At 31.6% G+C, this 16,494-nt stretch carries 18 protein-coding genes and 1 pseudogene; 6 read left to right on the top strand and 13 right to left on the bottom strand.

Features of this window, described 5'->3' with window-relative positions:
* Positions 1-23: 23 nt before the first annotated feature.
* The 6 genes from ACG916_RS04895 to ACG916_RS04870 form a co-directional block, all read right to left on the bottom strand.
* Positions 24-698 (bottom strand): HAD family hydrolase, encoded by a 675-nt coding sequence (locus tag ACG916_RS04895; protein WP_419327256.1) that lies wholly within the window; start codon positions 696-698, stop codon positions 24-26.
* A gap of 62 nt (positions 699-760) precedes the next feature.
* A complete protein-coding gene (locus ACG916_RS04890; protein WP_419327361.1) occupies positions 761-2,359 on the bottom strand; it encodes a histidine-type phosphatase in 1,599 nt (532 codons plus the stop codon).
* Between the two features lie 251 nt (positions 2,360-2,610).
* Positions 2,611-4,098 (bottom strand): phosphoethanolamine transferase, encoded by a 1,488-nt coding sequence (locus ACG916_RS04885; protein ID WP_419378804.1) that lies wholly within the window; start codon positions 4,096-4,098, stop codon positions 2,611-2,613.
* 296 nt (positions 4,099-4,394) lie between these two features.
* The gene (locus ACG916_RS04880) at positions 4,395-4,532 is read right to left on the bottom strand and encodes a TMEM165/GDT1 family protein (protein WP_419327258.1); all 138 of its coding nucleotides are present in this window, start codon (positions 4,530-4,532) and stop codon (positions 4,395-4,397) included.
* 57 nt (positions 4,533-4,589) lie between these two features.
* Positions 4,590-4,805, bottom strand: a complete 216-nt coding sequence (locus ACG916_RS04875) for a TMEM165/GDT1 family protein (RefSeq protein WP_419327259.1) — start codon at positions 4,803-4,805, stop codon at positions 4,590-4,592.
* 355 nt (positions 4,806-5,160) lie between these two features.
* Positions 5,161-5,598, bottom strand: a complete 438-nt coding sequence (locus ACG916_RS04870) for a DNA breaking-rejoining protein (RefSeq protein ID WP_419327260.1) — start codon at positions 5,596-5,598, stop codon at positions 5,161-5,163.
* A gap of 299 nt (positions 5,599-5,897) precedes the next feature.
* Here ACG916_RS04870 and ACG916_RS04865 point away from each other — a divergent pair, with 299 nt between their 5' ends.
* Positions 5,898-7,217 carry an NAD(P)/FAD-dependent oxidoreductase gene (locus ACG916_RS04865; RefSeq protein ID WP_419327261.1) on the top strand — a complete coding sequence of 440 codons (1,320 nt, stop codon included), beginning with the start codon at positions 5,898-5,900 and terminating at the stop codon, positions 7,215-7,217.
* Positions 7,218-7,490: 273 nt separating this feature from the next.
* On the opposite strand, the gene ACG916_RS04860 is transcribed toward ACG916_RS04865, so the two are convergent.
* Positions 7,491-7,676, bottom strand: coding sequence for a hypothetical protein (locus ACG916_RS04860; protein ID WP_419327262.1), 186 nt, complete (start codon positions 7,674-7,676; stop codon positions 7,491-7,493).
* A gap of 349 nt (positions 7,677-8,025) precedes the next feature.
* Positions 8,026-8,637 (bottom strand): NAD(P)-dependent oxidoreductase, encoded by a 612-nt coding sequence (locus ACG916_RS04855; protein ID WP_419327263.1) that lies wholly within the window; start codon positions 8,635-8,637, stop codon positions 8,026-8,028.
* Between the two features lie 1,089 nt (positions 8,638-9,726).
* Between ACG916_RS04855 and ACG916_RS04850 the strand changes: the two genes are divergently transcribed.
* From ACG916_RS04850 to ACG916_RS04840, 3 genes are all read left to right on the top strand, one after another.
* Positions 9,727-10,116 (top strand): hypothetical protein, encoded by a 390-nt coding sequence (locus ACG916_RS04850; protein WP_419330358.1) that lies wholly within the window; start codon positions 9,727-9,729, stop codon positions 10,114-10,116.
* A 315-nt stretch (positions 10,117-10,431) separates the two neighbouring features.
* A complete protein-coding gene (locus tag ACG916_RS04845) occupies positions 10,432-10,836 on the top strand; it encodes a hypothetical protein (protein WP_419327264.1) in 405 nt (134 codons plus the stop codon).
* A 140-nt stretch (positions 10,837-10,976) separates the two neighbouring features.
* Complete coding sequence (locus ACG916_RS04840) at positions 10,977-11,171, top strand: hypothetical protein (RefSeq protein WP_336950987.1); 195 nt, start codon at positions 10,977-10,979, stop codon at positions 11,169-11,171.
* Positions 11,172-11,311: 140 nt separating this feature from the next.
* Here ACG916_RS04840 and ACG916_RS04835 read toward each other — a convergent pair whose 3' ends face one another.
* The 4 genes and pseudogenes from ACG916_RS04835 to ACG916_RS04825 form a co-directional block, all read right to left on the bottom strand.
* The gene (locus ACG916_RS04835; protein ID WP_419327265.1) at positions 11,312-11,704 is read right to left on the bottom strand and encodes a GNAT family N-acetyltransferase; all 393 of its coding nucleotides are present in this window, start codon (positions 11,702-11,704) and stop codon (positions 11,312-11,314) included.
* A gap of 712 nt (positions 11,705-12,416) precedes the next feature.
* Positions 12,417-12,512, bottom strand: a pseudogene (locus ACG916_RS21760) (DUF2280 domain-containing protein); the annotation flags it as partial.
* A gap of 498 nt (positions 12,513-13,010) precedes the next feature.
* Entirely contained in the window at positions 13,011-13,247 is a 237-nt protein-coding gene (locus ACG916_RS04830) for a hypothetical protein (RefSeq protein ID WP_419327266.1), read from the bottom strand.
* A 483-nt stretch (positions 13,248-13,730) separates the two neighbouring features.
* On the bottom strand, positions 13,731-14,072 hold the full coding sequence (locus tag ACG916_RS04825) for a hypothetical protein (protein ID WP_419327267.1): 342 nt from the start codon (positions 14,070-14,072) through the stop codon (positions 13,731-13,733).
* 462 nt (positions 14,073-14,534) lie between these two features.
* On the opposite strand from ACG916_RS04825, the gene ACG916_RS04820 reads away from it, so the two are divergent.
* Positions 14,535-14,828 (top strand): hypothetical protein, encoded by a 294-nt coding sequence (locus ACG916_RS04820; RefSeq protein ID WP_419327268.1) that lies wholly within the window; start codon positions 14,535-14,537, stop codon positions 14,826-14,828.
* Between the two features lie 57 nt (positions 14,829-14,885).
* Here the strand turns inward: ACG916_RS04820 and ybaK are convergent, their stop codons facing one another.
* Entirely contained in the window at positions 14,886-15,353 is a 468-nt protein-coding gene (gene ybaK, locus ACG916_RS04815) for a Cys-tRNA(Pro) deacylase (protein ID WP_419327269.1), read from the bottom strand.
* 492 nt (positions 15,354-15,845) lie between these two features.
* Here ybaK and ACG916_RS04810 point away from each other — a divergent pair, with 492 nt between their 5' ends.
* Complete coding sequence (locus ACG916_RS04810) at positions 15,846-16,481, top strand: CDP-alcohol phosphatidyltransferase family protein (RefSeq protein WP_419327270.1); 636 nt, start codon at positions 15,846-15,848, stop codon at positions 16,479-16,481.
* The last annotated feature ends 13 nt before the right edge of the window (positions 16,482-16,494 follow it).

Genomic DNA, 16,494 nt, shown 5'->3' with positions numbered 1-16,494 from the left:
GTTCAATTGAAAATGAATTTTATTCAGTCAGATTTTATGATTGCCTGATAAAAATCCAACATAGATTCAAAATAGTAATCTGCTCTCGCCAGCATGACCTGATTCGGCGCTTTAATATCCTCAATCAAAATCGTGACTCCCCCAGCCAAATCTGCTGAAGTAATCCCATTTTCAGAATCTTCAATCATCAAGCTGTGTTGCGGATTTAGATTTAATAAGGTGCAGGCTTTGTTAAAAATTTCTGGATGTGGTTTACCTTGTATCACGCCATCGCCACAGACCAACAAGGTAAAATAATGATCAATTTTTGCAAGTTTTAAATATTTTTCAGCAATTTTTCGGGTACTAGATGTAGCGACAGCCAATAGGATATTTTGAGATTGCAAATAAGCTAATATTTCTAAAACTCCAGCTTTCACTGGTACGCCTTGCGACAAAACTATATCAAGTTCAATTTGTTCAGCACGCTGCCGAATGTGCTGGTAAGGGATATGTTGACCATAAAACTTTTGCGCTAAATGTTCTGAGCTTAACGCATTAAGCCCTAAACATTGCATCAAATAATCTAAGCTAAACTCTACACCGATAATTTCCAACGACGCTTGTTTTAATACATTAAACCTAAGCCTTTCAGTGTCCAGCATCGTACCGTCCATATCAAAAATAGCAGCTTGAATAGTATGTTGCTGGTATTTCACAGTGTTCCTTTTATAAACCGATCAAAAAGGAGAAACCAGTTCCCCTAAAATTTTATAGCAATCTATTGAATATTATAACATTGTTTCAACTTTAAATAATCATAATAATAGCTGTTTGCTTTATAGCGGGCATAATCACAATCTTTTTTAAAAGCAATCTCTTTTTCGTTATAGAGCATTTTTAACAAAGTCTGCCCTTGCGAATTTTGATAAATATCCCACTGTAAGTTTGCTGCCATCGGTGAGATATCTTCACCACGCCATGCGCTATTTGAATAATTAAACGTCTGTGTCAAGGGCACTGATTGCATCATCCCCTTTAACTCTAAGCTAGTTGCTAAAGGGATAATGATTTCAGCATGAGCAAATCTTAATACAGCAACATTCTTTTGTGTGTTGCTCATAATATCATCAACTTGTTTAAATAAATCCTGTTTAAGTGATTTGGCAATATCTGTTGTTACAGCTTTTCCTGTATCAAAGCTTGGGCCTTTACTATAAAAATCATTGGCATCATTATATTGCGCATAAAACTTAGCCGCTTTGATAGGCATATATTTTTTAAAGTGGGTCGCACCAAGCTCGTCTTGCATTCCATCGGTGATTGAATACAACTCGTACACATAAGCCGCAGCATCTACTGCACTGGCAATAGTATTTTTACCTTTTCCTTTTTCAGTAATCTGTTCTCCTTTTGGACTTGTTACAGTGAATGATCCTGAATTACTAAAGCTATAGCCAGTTTGACCAATTTTTTGAATAAACGCTGTTTTAAAAATTGGGCTTAATACATCTGTTGCGATTTTTTGCGCATTAGGATCTGCACTCAATGCTTTAATTTTTTGTTTTAAGTCTGGATCGTTCTCTTCAAAATCTTGATATTTTAAGCTAGCAGCATAGACTGTTTTGTCTAAATCCGTTTTAACATTGGTCAAATCGTCTTGTACATTTAAACTATGAAAATACAGATGAAAGCGATTTACCCCACCATCAACAATACTTGGTATAGAGATACTGTTGAGACTTTGATAACTTGCTGGTGTAATTACAGTTTTTAAACTCGGTTGCTGTTTCAATAATTCATGGGTAAAAAATTTAGCACTGTCCACCGCTCGATCCACACCCGAGCTGATGACTTGTACAGATTTACCTTGTTGGCTAGCTTGATTAAATAATTGTGGTAAGCGTAGTAATAAACGATCTGCAATACCCTGATGCTCTTTAATACCCACAGAAGTTTCGTTGCCATAGCCATACTGACGTATACCTTCTACCCCATAACCCAATAGAATATTGGCTTTCATCATAGCTTCTAAATCGGTACCCAATTGTTCACCCAATGGCGTTAAAGCATTTTCCTGTTTTGCTTTTAACCACATGTTGTATAAAGCTAAATCATATTTAATACTCGATAAACCTCGTGAACCATGTCGAGCAACTAATTCTGTAAAAACTGCATGATAACCAACGGGTGTTGCTTCATAACTGCTTAGTTTCTGCTGAGGTTGATAGGGTTGTTTAGTCTGTAAATATAGTGATGTATCTGCCTTGGGTGGTACTACAACAGCTGAATTATCATCATGATCATTATTGCAGGCTGTTAAAAAAATTCCTGAATAGAAACAAATGATTAGAGAATATTTAATTTTAAATGGTTTCATCATTGAAATATCATATTAGGTTGAATGCAGGCAAACTAATCAAAGAACATGACACTGATATGACCATTATCTATTTATTCCATTTAAAACAACAAAATAAAAGACAGCAATAAGAAAATACCAACCATTAAGAAATATAGTGACGAGTTGATACACTCCTATACTTATTAAAGACCATCTAATTTCAATAAAAACTATCAACTTACCCAAAAACCCGCTTAAAGCACAAACAATGTCTTGGATTATTTTAGCTAATGCCAAAGTAAGCCAGGTAAAAATTTACAGGTTTGATCTAACCAACATAGTTGTTCTTTACGATCTAACCTGTCATGTCCCCCCATTAGATGTAATATATAACGATCTAAATCACCAGCATCAATTGGTCTTTCACTTCTTATACCTTTAGTTGGCATTTGATCATACCAAATAACAATGGGAACACGATATCCAGCCTCGGTACTTGCACTATGTCCAGCATAGTTCTGATCATGTCCAACTTCATTACCATGATCTGATAAAAAGGTAAAAGATCTAAAATCTGATTGTGTGGAAGTTAGAAGGTCAAACAGCTTTGAAACAATCCAGTCTTGGTAAAGTATGCTGTTATCATATTCATTTCGCTTCAGTTGGATTAAATGGCTTATCTCATTTTTTTCAAGTTTTTCTTCTACTTCATCATTTGAATAATCGCTAAATTTAGAAAATTGTTCTGGATAGCGCATTTTATAATTCGGATGTGAACCAATAAGATGTAGAATTATAAATTTACGAGGTTCTGGATCATTTAAAGCAATTTTATATGCAGGAAGAATCTTTTCATCTAATGAAGTATTACTACGGCCTGATTTCTTATTTATAAATACTGCTTTATCTGCATAAGCTGCAAAAAGCGAAGAAATATAAACATCGTCTTGGTTACTAATCCAGTAAACTTTAAAACCTGCAGCCTTTGCATATGCCATGATATTTTCTGGCGCATTATCATCCATTACATCCCGTGTACCATCATTAAATAAATAACGTAAAGATTGAATAGTAGAAGATGCAGGTGCGTATCCACGACAAAATACTTTGAACTGATCACTACGTTTAGTTAGTTCAGGTGTTGTATTTCTTGGATAACCACATAATCCAAAATTAAAACTTGTAATACTATCTGTTAAAACAATCGTATGTATCTGTTTTTTATTAAATTTACCATCAACAATCAACCTCTTTTTTGCATTAAGGGTCCATTCTTTATGTATTTTATCATGCTGTAAAATACGGAGTTTGAAGTCTGCAATATTGCCATAATATCCATACCAAAAAAGTAATGGATGTAAAGCAATTGAAGGCTTAAACGCATAACTCACTATACATAGTAATATTAACAAACCTACAGCATAGCGTCCCACTCGGTTTACTTGCTGATCATGTAAATCTGTTTTATTAAAATATTTAAATAATATAGAAAAATATAAAATTAGAGCAATTAAAATAAAGCCAATAAAGAGCGTAAAAAAAACCACATGTAGATGAAAAAACTCTAAACTTTCATTAAATGTTGTATTCGCAATAGATTCTACAACTGTATATGCTTCAGCATCACTATTGAACAATAGCCAACTTACTGAAAGTAAACTTGTATGAAATATAAAGATAAACCACCAAAGTATGGAAAAAAAATTCCACACTAAGTTTGATTTTTGGGTCGCTTGAAAACACAGCCAGCAACCTGGTAGTGATAAAAGTGCCAATCGTACACTATCCGACCAGTTACCTGCTAAACCCAATAGCAGTAAAGTAATAAGTGGCGGAGTAAGTAGATACAAAGTAAAAAATAAGCGGTGCCAATATATGGGCATTAGTTTAAATCGCCTCATTATAGTTAGAAAAAGTAATATTGAATGAGTACAGTGATCCAAATAAATAAAAAGACAAGTATGCCAATTTCATGAATTAATGGAATAGGAAGTTTTCCAGCAAGCTTATTTCCAATGATAACTGTAGGAGCATTCACTAACATTATCCCCAAACTCTTCCCTATAGTTACTCAGGCTATGCTGTCAAAACGCGCTGCTAAAGCCACCATAGCTAATTGAGTTTTATCACCAATTTCTGCAAAAAGAAAAGTATAAAGCTTGCACCAAAGATGCCATATTTTTGCCATTTTTAATACTTTCGGATTCATCGCCTAGTTCATCTGGAATAAGCATCCATACAGCCATACCGATAAATCCCACAGAAGCTATCCAAACAATAATGTAGGACTAAGAACAGTAGTAATCCACTGCCCTAAAACAGCTGAAACACCATGTTTTAGTAATGTTGCGAGAAATATAGCGACAAGAATAGGAGTAGGCTTTTGGAGTCGAGCTGAAAGTAGTAACGCCAATAATAGGGTTTTATCCCCAATTTCGGATAAAGCAAATACGGAACGAGATATTAGCAAAGCGGATAGCATAATAATTTCTCTGGCTAGCAATAATTACCAATGATTTGTCACTCTTTCTAGCCAGAGCAGAGTCATAAATCAAAGGTCTTGCCAGCAAAAAGAAATATATACTCGAAAGATCTTTTAGTTCTTTGCTAGGATGACCATGCCCATTTGAGCAATTATATTGATCATCACCTCTTTACCTGAGTAAAAAGCGGCTACTTGCCAATGAAGTTTTTGTATTCTAGTAGAAATAAGATTAGTTTTCAATCATGCATTATGTAGATAAATTAAATCTATAATGTACTTTCAATATCATATTAATATAAATTCTATACCTACTATATACTTTAAATTATTGGATTTTTATGCCTTAAAAAGATCACCTAGCAGCATGTTTAAGTTCATTTTGAATCTGAATATTAAGTTGAAAATTAACTTTCTGATTTTGGCGAGCACTATTACGCATCTGATAAACTTGTATTGTGTATTCACCACTCAAAGGTAAAATAAGCTCACCAACTTGACCACCAGTAGAACCAATAAAAATTGCCTCATCCCTACCCGGCTTACTATTAGGAGAGAAAAAATTAATATTTGCTAAATTTTTATTACTGTTTATTTTAAATTTAAGAACTTGTCCTTTTTTTGCATAAATTTTATATTGAATATCATCATATCCCTTAAAACTTCCTGTCTGTGTTTTTTGATCTGTACCTTTGGAAAAGGTTATAGATTCTTGAGAAGTTTTAGCAAATGCAGATAGTGAACTAAATGATACTAAAACTGATAAAAGCGGAACACTTATGATGTTTTTCATTTTAAAACCTAATAATATTACTTGTCTCTAAGTATAGGAAAATTTAAATATTTATTATTTAAGTTATGTATAGGTTTATTAAAGATATCGCTTAACTTGTATCAAAGTTGATCAGAAGTTACATATATGCCCTCCAAGTCCGACTCCAATTACCATAAAAAGCCATGTTTGTAGGTTGAAATACGCATCTTATTAAACCAATCTATTGATTTATAATGAAAAAAATATTAATAATTTTGTATAAAAAGTATAAGGTGTATTATCCTAGTTTTAGGATGTATAAGTGTACTATAAATTTTATGTTAAAAAATCGCGATATTCATCTTCCGATTATTATTATTGGTGCCGGTATTGCTGGAATAGCATGCGCTAAAAAACTACAAGAAAGTGGTAAAAAAGTTACCCTACTTGAAGCCAGATCTCGTATAGGTGGTCGAATAGATTCATTGAAATCTGATTCTGATGTTTTTGATTTAGGTGCATCATGGATTCATGGTATTAAAGGTAATCCTATATGGAAAATTACCCAAGAAAACCACATTGAAACAAAAATATTTAACTACTATAAATCTCAATATTTTCATGAAAATGGTTTGCTATTTTCTGATCAAGAAGTTCAGGAGTTTGAATCTCATGTAGAAAAAATAGAAATGCTACTTTCTCAAACACAAACAATATCTGCCCTGAATGCAATTAAAGAAATAATATCTTCTTTAGATTATTCAGGTAGCAAATTTTCAGAGTGTTATCTTAAAAAAATATTATTTAACTTTTTCGAGCGAATAGCAAATGATCCATTTGCGACAAATCTTGACCAACTTTTAGCAAATTATAAAAATTATGAAGGTTATTTTGAAGGAGATGAAGTAATATTTCCCACGGGCTATCATCAAGTGATAGATGTACTTTCAAAAAAATTAGATATTAAATTAAATGTAGATGTAAAAAAAATCATCTGCAAAAATGATTATGTAAAAATTATTGATTCCAATAATAATTTTTACATAGGTTCTCGTGTGGTGGTTACTGTACCACTCGGTGTTTTACAAAAAAATCATATCGAATTTTATCCCTTGCTCCCTAATCACTATGCTAATTCTATTAAAAATATTGGATTTGGTTCATTCAATAAAGTATTTTTTGAATTAGAACAACCGCTTTCTTTTAGATTAAAACTACCTGCCAGACATATAAGTGATTTCTATTGGAATGATATTGGCTGTTTTAATATTTTAGACTTATCTGAAATTTATAAAAAACCAGTTTATTTGATGCTGTTTGGAGGAAAACAATCAGAATTTATCGATAATTCAACGAATAATCAAATATACCAGTTTATTTATAATAGCTTAAAAAAACAATTCGGCAGTATTCCCCATAAGCCTAAGAAGCTCATCATTACACGTTGGGGTTCTGATGCTTATAGTTATGGTTCCTTTAGTTTTCCATCACTGAAGCACACAGATGATCTGGTTAAAGTATTACACAAACCCATTCGAGAACAAATTTTCTTCGCTGGCGAGCATTGTAGTTTGAAATATGCAGGTACTGTTCATGGAGCATATTTAAATGGTAATGAAATAGCTGAAAAGATATTGGGAATAGTTTCACCTATTTAAAATAGTGGCTGTTATACAACAGTAAAACTTACTCAACCAAATAGATATGCGTGTAAATATTCAAAAGTAGCAGCTTCATGTCTATATCAACATCTAAAAATAATTAATATCTAGATCTCTATTTATTATTTCATCATCATTGGTATGAGCAAGCTCATATACTGATACAATATTTCACATATATCATAATGTTGTTTTGGAGCCCATTTAATTATTTTCCATGTATTAAAGGGGCTTACGCCCCTTTAATTATAAGATAATACTTTGACATTATTACTTCGTGTTAGGAGCTTGCTGCTGTTCTTTTGCATTATTATCTTGTTTAGGATTAACACCAGAATTTTGCTGATCTTGATTTCCTTGTTGCTGTTTTTGAGGTTGATTACCTTTATCGCTATCAGGTTGTTTAGATGTTTGGTTATTTTGATTTGAACCAGGTTGATTAGTGGAGTTAGACATAATAATTATCCTTTTTTTTATCATTAACATTAATGACAAAATCAAGCATGATCCTTTGCTTTATTAATAGCTACTCTTTATATGTATCAACATATATTAAAATTATAAAAATAAATTCAAAAGCATTGATTTGATTGAAATATTATTTCATTATTTTTTAATAATATTTATTTAGATCAATTCAATATAAACATTTAAAAATCAATCAAAATAAAATTTGCAAACACTTATAATCCACTTAAAATATTTAAATAATATTCATTCAAGAAACTATAAATCTTATTAATACTATTAATTTTAATGATTTTATATAAAAAAAAGCCCTCAATTGAGGGCTTTCATTCACTTCTTAATAACCAACAGTAAAACGTTGATGAATATGGTTATTACTTTCAATTTCATCAGACAATGCTATTGCAAAATCTTCAGCTGAAATTTTGCTACCATCTTTACCTATTATAAGTTCATCTTTTCCTAAACGAAACTCCCCTGTTCGTTTGCCAGGTGCAAACTCAGCAGAAGGTGATATGAAAGTCCAGTCGATATCATCAACTTGTTTGAGTTTTTCAAGAAAATTTGTAGCTGCTTCTGCTTCAGGTTTATAAGCAGCAGGAAAATCATCGGTATCCAATAAACGTACATTTTTATTAGGAAGCGTTAATCCACCAGCGCCGCCTACGACGAGGTAACGTTTAACTTTTGAATCCCTAATTGTATTGATCAATGCATTAGCATCTAATCCTTGGAAAGGAACTGAGCTTATAACAGCATCCTGACCTTTTAGTACTTCTACGAGTGCATCATGATCATTTAAGTCAACATCTAAAGATAAAACACGTTCCGTATCTGGTATTTTATGTGTATCACGTGCAATAGCTTTAACATAATGACCACGTGAAACAAGTTCTTCTAAAATACGTGAACCTGCCATACCTGTTGCACCAATCAAAGCAATTTTCATAATAATTCCTCAAGTGTTTAAGATAATTTCAAATAAAAAAGATCTATAAATTATCAGATATAAAATTTTTAAAGCTCAAAATTTCAACAACAAAATAATCAATAATTTATAAGCTAGTTATTTCCGATAATTTATAATCATTTATATCCTTAAATTTTACATTACAATTTAAGTTAACTTTATGTCAAAGTTATGTAAGTAATGTCTTATATAATAAAACTATATATTAATATTTGTTTACAGCATTATTATTTTTGTAATTTTTTAATGTGATTTTAATCTTAACAAAGACCCAATTACACCTTTTAAGCGAAATATAAAATACACCCCACCATCAAAACCACTTTAAAACCTTAAAACCTTAAAACCTTAAAACCTTAAAACCTTAAAACCTTAAAACCTTAAAACCTTAAAACCTTAAAACCTTAAAACCTTAAAACCTTAAAACTTTAAAACTTTAAAACTTTAAAACTTTAAAACTTTAAAACTTTAAAACTTTAAAACTTGATTAAAAAATAAAAATTCTAATAATCTATTTATCACAATGTTAATCACACATTCTTAATACAATAAAACATCACGGATTAAATATTTCATATTGCAACCTAATATAAGCCTTATTTATAAAAAAACACTGAATTTTCAATAAAAAATGAAATCTTTAAAATAATATTTATTTAAATTACCTCTATTAAAAATACATCCCATAAATATAATCCAACAAAATATTTATTATAATTATGTAAAATTTATGAGAAAAACAAATTGAAAAAACATCTTAAAAGATTGAATAAATCTAGAAAAGTAGTTCATCGAACTCCTCTAGGGTTTCATATGGTTAAGTTGAGCTACCTTAATGCGTAGACAATTATCCATTGAAATGGTTGTGTTGCTTTGATTGATCTTATTAGACTCAACTGTATGCTTACCAATGTGTCATCTATACAAAATTTAAATAGTTATATTTTCATTTTTAAGATATTCTACAAAAGCTTTGCTAGTTATTTTAACGTAAAATCTTTTCTGAGAAATTTAGTAATGATTAAAAAATGCCTTTATCTTTTTATACTTTGTGGGCAATCGTATTCTATGCCAGCATTTTCTGAGCAAAACTCAAAAGAAAGATCATTAATGTTTAGTTCTGAACAAAATGAAATTTCACTTGAAAGCACTCCTTCAGTTGATTTTTTTGATTTTAAAAAACAACAAGAAGAATTATCAAAAAAACAAAGATATGAAAAGGCGGTAAAAATTCAAGAAGACTCATTAAACACATCTACTATGAATACGTATGAAAAGACTCAATACTACTTAAAGAAAAATGATATGAATGCAGTAGAGTCTCTACAAAATCAACAAAACATTCAGTATTTACAAAAAGCAATAGATCGAGGGCTTATTTCAAATGATGAGTATCAGAGAAAATTCAATAATCTAAATACACCTTTATTAAATCAGCGTAATATTCAAAATCAATAACCCAAAGCTCAGAGGCTTAAATGCGTTTTCTTCGAAACACTTGAAGAAATACACTGAGTGTACTTTTGAATAGTCTAAACATCGTAAATCGATATTTTTTGCTAGTCCTGATTCTATGAGTTAGGACTAGGCTATGTTGAGGTTATCTATAATTAAGCGATATAATCGAATAAATTATATACTTAGTCATTATTGATTAATTTCTCAATCTGCATTATGCGTATAACATTCATTATTTCGGGAATCATTTCCATGCCTTTATTCAAATATAGTTGTGTAACCCTTATGGTGTTTACCATCACCGCTTGCGCTACCTTGGTCTCCAAACCCAATCAAGTCGAAGTGGCTGCACAAAAACTAGTAGGGCAACCAGCCAGTAATGCATTTAAATTATTTGGTAAACCTGATCATGGTCTGGGTCCATCGTCGTATGGTAGTGGTGGCTTCTATGGGTGGAATCGAGTGCAGACCCATGTAACACCAGAAAAAGTTTTCGTGCAGACAGGTGTTGAGTATATTGGCCAAAAGACGACAATGGTTGGAGTCGGAGGTGGTGGCGTGATTGGCCAAATGCCAGTTGGTAGCGAACCTGTATATCGGAAAACTGGATATACAGAGAATCGGACTGTTATCGATTATTTTTGCAATATCACTCTGTACACCGATAAAAAGAATATCATCACAGATGCCAGTGTGATCGGCTGTAATAAGAAGAAGTGAAAGTGTAGCTTAAAGCCTATAATTTCAAATGAGTTTCTAGCTTATTTAGTCTCATTCTAACACATTGTTTTTCGCATCATTTAAAGCACTACATTCATTGTATTTGGCGACAGTATCAATGATCTATAACAGGAAAAAATATGTCTAAACAGCCAGAATGGATAACACGTGGAAAAACTATCAAACAATTAATTAAAGAGTTGGAATCTTTCGAGGATCAAAACTTATTTGTTGAGATCTCTCTAGACGATGGAGATACATCGAAACCAATAAGTTCGGTTGGTAAAATTGATGGCAAATGTATTCTACTAAATTGTGAAAATTCAAAAGAATAACATTCTCATTAAACCTAATGGTCTTTAAGGGAACTACTCTCAATCTAAGGGTCATGCTTCATCTAATTTTTCATTATCAATTCGCACTGCATTCGCTCGTTCTAAATTATTTATTTTCCTAAATAACAAATAAGTTTAAGTCAAATATCCACCCCCAAACCACTTTGTCCATTATGACGAACATAGTAGTTATCAAATTCACTACTTTCCACGAATTGAAAACCATGACGACTATAAAATCGATTTGAAGCACTCTCTTTTAAAGCTCCTACTTTCAATGACAAACCAAGTTCATCCACCTCCATGAAGATATGACGAAGAACTACAGAACCTATGCCTATACCTTGTGCACCTGGTTTAATATAGAGATGGTCAAGTAACATTCCATCGATATAAGGTTTAACAACCACGAAACCTACTCGTTCACCAGAAACTTCTATATAGCGAGTAAACTCAGGATTAAAGCCTTCTCGAAATCGCTCTCTTACACGTATGCGATCAAAACGACCAAGACGCTTAAGGCTTTCAAACATTGCTTCAATTCGAATAGCAACAAGCGCTTCAAAGTCACTAGATTGAGTCTTAACAAGTGTAACAACGCTCTTATTTAGCGAATATAATTTAATATCTGACAATTACTTTTCATCCCAATATTTTAAAAGATTATACAAAATTAAAAGTTTAACCCTCACTTAAAAGCCTTATTCTTTGCATCTTTCAATGTATTACACTCATTGTAATTAGCAATAGTAAATGATACATCGTGTGATTTGTTTACCCTGCCCTGACGCTAATTTTAAAAGTTTAGGGCAAGGTGTCATTCTATTATTTGATGTGTGAAGCTTATCTAGAGTTCTGGATAGCTATATCATGTTAATTTTATAAAACTAAAAAAGAGAAATTCTATTGATGCTATAAACAAAGCACCTCATACTTAGACAATGGTTTACTCCAAAAAAGAAACTGAGTATTTACCTGCTTAATGCGGGTTTCTTATTGCTTAAAAAATATGTCAGACTCAAATACCCTTTATAACAATATACATAAACATGAAGATTATTAATATTAGGAGCACCGAAATAAAAAAACGAAAAAATAAGGTCACTGTTTAATCATCTAAGATGTAACATGGTAATTTACAACTTAGTTTTAAATCAGTCAATTCAATAACATAATTATAAAACTGATAAATTTAAGATTTTAATTTTGTCCTTTTTTAGGATGTAATCCCTTATCGAGGAGGGCTTACTTACTTGCATCAACAACCTGAATAGTTATTTTTACTGATGTAAGATCATCAGTACCTTCACTATCACCGCTTTTAATTCTGTCTATTTCAAGCTATTTAAGATGCTCATCTCATAATTTGAATTTCATAACCTGCATTTCATCCTTAAACTGTTTAATTGTGATTCAACTCATGCTCAATTAAAGCACAAAATTCAGCTAAAGATGATGAAAAAGCTCATAATCAAGAGTAACAGGATCAAAAAATCAATCACTAAGTAGCCGATAAAATTTAAAAAAATCATTATGGTATTTTCATTGGTTCGATCTATATCGAATAAGTAATTCTATTTAGCAATATCGACTAATGAATTTTTAGCATCGCTAGAAAGTTTCAAGATGTTATTTTTATTTCGTGCTTGAGAAATCTTATAAACGGAAAAACCTAGTAAAAATATGCTAACTATTAATGCAGAAGTAAAAACTATTATAAAAATTTATTTTTATTCATTAGCGTAGGATACTAATATAATATTTTAATCTAATATTGCACTCAATTTTCAAAATAAGTAAACCAATTTTAATTTTCATGCTAATAGGATCTTCAAAAATTCAAGAAAAACATCTAACCTCAAGCTGATTATCATCTTGGGTTACTTTTATTTTAATATTTTTATAAGTTCGTTTGCTGGGTTTCATTGATGAGCCCACTACATCTTCAAAAAATTTTCGGTCATTCATAAGATCACTATATGATTTATAGCCAATTAAAATTATTTTTGGAATTCTTTTACTTTCAAATAATTTACTAAGAATATTATCAAGCTTTTTAACATTAACGATTGGCATGTAAAAAACCATGGAAGAAAACATAATTATCCATTAAATATATAAATATGCAATGCCAGATAATCTCTATCTCAATGAAATACGTAACATTCTATAATTTTCTAAACAATCACTATCAATCTATATCTTTTAACGACTATATGTTTTCTCTATTGAATTTGAAAATTTTTTACAAAATAATCTCTAATTATTTCATCAGCCTGCATATCTAATAACTCATCAGATACCCAAAATACATACTCTTGATTTTTAATCTTAACTATTTTTTATAATAGGTTGTAATTGATTTTGATGTAGAACCTTTAATTTTGAAAAATTTCTCATGGCTTACATTCCCAAGCAACTTACTTCCATGCCAAGGACCACCAATACAAATGTTCATGTTTTTTCCTATTCTTCAATAGTATCTTAGCACCTAATCATTACAGATTTGTTTTTTATGAAAAAAAAACTCACCTTTCGATGAGCTCCTTAAAAATTAATTTATTTGGTTAGCATATAACAAATATTCATATTGCCTTGCTCTTGCTTGTAACAACTCCATTGATCTTTTTTATAATTTTTAGCAGACAATACATTTTCTGGAGTTGTACCCAAATAAGGTTTACATTTACCACCACATGTTGTTGATTGCTCAATTAAATATTCTTTTTGATCAAATTCTATGTATACAAACTTTCCACCAGCACTTATACCTTTTTGAATTGAACAGGAATAAGTTTTTTTCTCATTTTGTGTAAAACATTTCCCTGAATAATCTGTAATTTGATAAGCAAAACTTGTCGTAGATACGATTATAAGAGTTAGCGATAAAATCCATTTCATTAGCTGTATATCTCAAAAAAATACCCACTTGATGGAATCAGTGGGTATACAAATCTATTAAACTGTGTGGATTACCATAAATTCGTCCACTATAGCTAAAATATGCCATACGCCTTGATCCAGATCAAGTAACATTCTTAGAAAAAACTTCAGTTTAACTATTAAGTCAAAACGGGATCAACCAACTGCTTGTAAAATATGTCGCGTTGCATCTACAGTTCCCAGTGTAATAAATCCCCTAGTATCATCTCTAGCTGTTGAACCACTAAAACTGACTTCACTTGTTCTGTAGTAAACCTTAATAGCAGTTAAATTTGGTTATTGCATAGCTAGTAATGCGATTGCTTGTTACATGAACAGTTCTGATAATATTAATCAGGCTGAACAATTAATTATTAATTCTACTCAATCTATTGCTGCTGATATGAAGCGCACTAGAAAGAAAGCTTGTTGAGGTGATGAATGGGTGTATTAAAAATTGAATCTGAATCTCTCAAACATTTAACAAGACTTGTTGAGCAACCGGTAAGCCAAAAAGAAGAACGCAGAATTGGGCGAGCCGAATTTGCTCACTTGCTGAATATAGAACCAGAAACTCTAGATGCCAGAATTAGAGAAGGACGCTACATGAAGCCATTTAAGGATGGTCGGAAGAGTTATTGGTTTAGTTCATATGTCCAGTCTGTAATATTAGACATAGATTCAAAAAATAAAGCCACTTCAGTGGCTTTATTTTTTGAGCAAATCTTTTTGTGAGTAACATAGTGAGTAACATTATTATTTTTAATTAAAATTCATCAATAAAAGGATGGATTATTCATCAACAATATCAGCAAAATTCGCACTCAAAACCTTCGCTAAATCTAGTGGATTAACCCCAATATCCAAGCCCCTTTTCCCACCACTCACATACATTTTACTTAACGGCTGTGCACTTTCACAAATTACCGTTTTTAAACGCTTTTTTTGACCTACAGGACTGATTCCACCAACTAAATATCCAGTTAAACGCTCTGCATCTTTAGGATCAGCCATATGTAGTTTTTTACAAGCAAAGGCACTCGCTACTTTCTTTAAATTTAATTGATGATTCACTGGAAGGATGGCAACAAAATAGTTTTTATCATCTGTTACCATCAGGGTTTTAAAAACTTCTTCGACATTTAAACCTAATTTTTCAGCAGCCTCTAAGCCAAAACTTTTTGCATTTACATCATGTTCATATTCATGAACAGAAAATTCAATTTTATTTGATTTTAAAACTTTACAAGCAGGTGTCATAGCATAAACAAGATCAAAATTAAGATGATATTTGAATTATAGGACCATTCATAGAAATTTTAAATTAGGGTCTGTTGATAATTTGTCTGCGTTTGCGGCTACAAATGATTTTAGATGATACGAGGCATGAAATATTGAATTTAGACACTCTAAAAGATGAGCAACATCATTTCACAAGCTAACGACGTTGCTGAAAAAATATTCTAGTCCCCGCACACCCTCTCTATAAACAAAATATTTCTTGGTTCTTGCTCAGGTGATGGCTAAATTATCTCAGCTTGAGCAGTAAAACTCGCCAATAGTTTCTCTAATCAATCTCACTCAATACACTACGATGTATACGTCTCATATGCAATTTTAGCCCACAACGCTAACCTTTTATGAAATGTCAGTAGCTCCCAACATCACGAATTTAAATGATGAAAATTAATACTTGTAAAATCATGGAAAACTTGATTAAAATCCTATCATATACCTTATATTACTAGAACAATGCCATCAATCTATCAATTAAAACCAGCATTTCAAAACTTACTGCGCCCTTTTGTTAAAAAGCTTTTTAATATCGGAATCACGGCAAATCAAGTCACGTTATTAGCGATGTTTATATCGCTCGGTTTAAGCTTTTTTCTATACCAGTATTATCTGAATCATGCTGTAAATGGATGGTTATTGCTCTTTCCTTTGTGGATGCTGCTACGAATGGCTTTCAACGCCATCGATGGAATGCTTGCCCGTGAATTTAAACAACAATCCAACTTAGGTGCGTTTTACAATGAGTTGTGTGATGTTATTTCGGACACAGCACTCTATCTATGCTTGATTGCTTTTGGCTTTATTAATGCAAAATTACTCTTATTAGTCGCTTTTCTTGCAATTTTAAGTGAATACACGGGCGTTATGGCCCCACTGATTGGTCAAGAACGTCGTTATGACGGCCCAATGGGGAAAAGTGATCGCGCATTTTGGTTTAGTTTAATCACTGTCGTGATTGTCATCTTGCCATTATTCACTACAAATTTACAACTTCTCAGCTTAATCTGTAATGGCATACTCATTTTAATTGGTCTACTACTTAGTTTAACCATCTATAACCGAATTAAAAATAGTTTAAAAACAGCGTTATAAAACAGTTTCATAT

Source organism: Acinetobacter legionensis (genome assembly GCF_048552295.1).
In the GTDB taxonomy this organism is placed as follows: Bacteria; Pseudomonadota; Gammaproteobacteria; order Pseudomonadales; family Moraxellaceae; genus Acinetobacter.
The sequence above is the reverse complement of the archived record's forward strand: the minus strand, read 5'-3'. Positions and strand labels throughout refer to the sequence as shown.

Excerpts from the sequence above, each read along its gene's own strand:
- ACG916_RS04890 (WP_419327361.1), bottom strand. The coding sequence starts at position 2,359 with ATGAAACCATTTAAAATTAAATATTCTCTAATCATTTGTTTCTATTCA.
- ACG916_RS04880 (WP_419327258.1), bottom strand. The coding sequence starts at position 4,532 with ATGAATCCGAAAGTATTAAAAATGGCAAAAATATGGCATCTTTGGTGC.
- ACG916_RS04875 (WP_419327259.1), bottom strand. The coding sequence starts at position 4,805 with ATGCTATCCGCTTTGCTAATATCTCGTTCCGTATTTGCTTTATCCGAA.
- ACG916_RS04870 (WP_419327260.1), bottom strand. The coding sequence starts at position 5,598 with ATGAAAAACATCATAAGTGTTCCGCTTTTATCAGTTTTAGTATCATTT.
- ACG916_RS04865 (WP_419327261.1), top strand. The coding sequence starts at position 5,898 with ATGTTAAAAAATCGCGATATTCATCTTCCGATTATTATTATTGGTGCC.
- ACG916_RS04860 (WP_419327262.1), bottom strand. The coding sequence starts at position 7,676 with ATGTCTAACTCCACTAATCAACCTGGTTCAAATCAAAATAACCAAACA.
- ACG916_RS04855 (WP_419327263.1), bottom strand. The coding sequence starts at position 8,637 with ATGAAAATTGCTTTGATTGGTGCAACAGGTATGGCAGGTTCACGTATT.
- ACG916_RS04850 (WP_419330358.1), top strand. The coding sequence starts at position 9,727 with ATGCCAGCATTTTCTGAGCAAAACTCAAAAGAAAGATCATTAATGTTT.
- ACG916_RS04840 (WP_336950987.1), top strand. The coding sequence starts at position 10,977 with ATGTCTAAACAGCCAGAATGGATAACACGTGGAAAAACTATCAAACAA.
- ACG916_RS04835 (WP_419327265.1), bottom strand. The coding sequence starts at position 11,704 with ATGTTTGAAAGCCTTAAGCGTCTTGGTCGTTTTGATCGCATACGTGTA.
- ACG916_RS04830 (WP_419327266.1), bottom strand. The coding sequence starts at position 13,247 with ATGCCAATCGTTAATGTTAAAAAGCTTGATAATATTCTTAGTAAATTA.
- ACG916_RS04825 (WP_419327267.1), bottom strand. The coding sequence starts at position 14,072 with ATGAAATGGATTTTATCGCTAACTCTTATAATCGTATCTACGACAAGT.
- ACG916_RS04820 (WP_419327268.1), top strand. The coding sequence starts at position 14,535 with ATGGGTGTATTAAAAATTGAATCTGAATCTCTCAAACATTTAACAAGA.
- ybaK (WP_419327269.1), bottom strand. The coding sequence starts at position 15,353 with ATGACACCTGCTTGTAAAGTTTTAAAATCAAATAAAATTGAATTTTCT.
- ACG916_RS04810 (WP_419327270.1), top strand. The coding sequence starts at position 15,846 with ATGCCATCAATCTATCAATTAAAACCAGCATTTCAAAACTTACTGCGC.